This is a genomic window from Candidatus Protochlamydia sp. W-9, from assembly GCF_001950615.1.
GTDB lineage: Bacteria > Chlamydiota > Chlamydiia > Chlamydiales > Parachlamydiaceae > Protochlamydia > Protochlamydia amoebophila.
In genome coordinates this window covers 1-518 of sequence record NZ_BCPZ01000255.1, presented here as the reverse complement: position 1 = coordinate 518, position 518 = coordinate 1, and the positions used below count along the sequence as shown (strand labels likewise).

Genomic DNA, 518 nt, shown 5'->3' with positions numbered 1-518 from the left:
CATCGAGATACTCTGAGCCTTTACTGCGTAATGAAGAGCATTGATGGGATCTTTAAATTGTTTCTTATTTAGCCGTTCTTGTTTTCCTTGCTTGTAATGCCATTTGGCGAGTTCGGTAGCTAACTGCTTTTGTTCTTCTACAAAACAGGAGTCTGATGCTAAATTGAGCAGTAAACGTACGCCCTCTTCTATCTCTTTAGGAGATTCTACGACGGGAATAAGCAACAAGAGGCAGTCAAAAATCTTTTTGAGTACCTCTTTTTCCGCATGGGGCGGCAAAAAGGCCATGAAAAAATTAAACTGCTCGACAGCTCGAGAGTATTTTTCCTTCTTAATAGTAGCCAAAATTGCATCGAGGCTTTTTAAGTCTTCTAAATTTGATGGCTGCTCACTAAAAGGTTGGGGCGAGATAGGATGAGTGCTTTGCATGACTTGGCTATCCTTTGATTTAACAAAAATTCACGTCGTAAAGATACTATCAAAAAGAAACACTCCAATCAATTTAAAATTTGAAAAAT

General features: G+C 38.4%; 1 protein-coding gene. It reads right to left on the bottom strand.

Features of this window, described 5'->3' with window-relative positions:
- Positions 1–429 (bottom strand): hypothetical protein (locus BU804_RS08015; protein ID WP_143298961.1); only part of this gene is annotated, 429 nt, incomplete at its 3' end.
- Positions 430–518 lie beyond the last annotated feature (89 nt).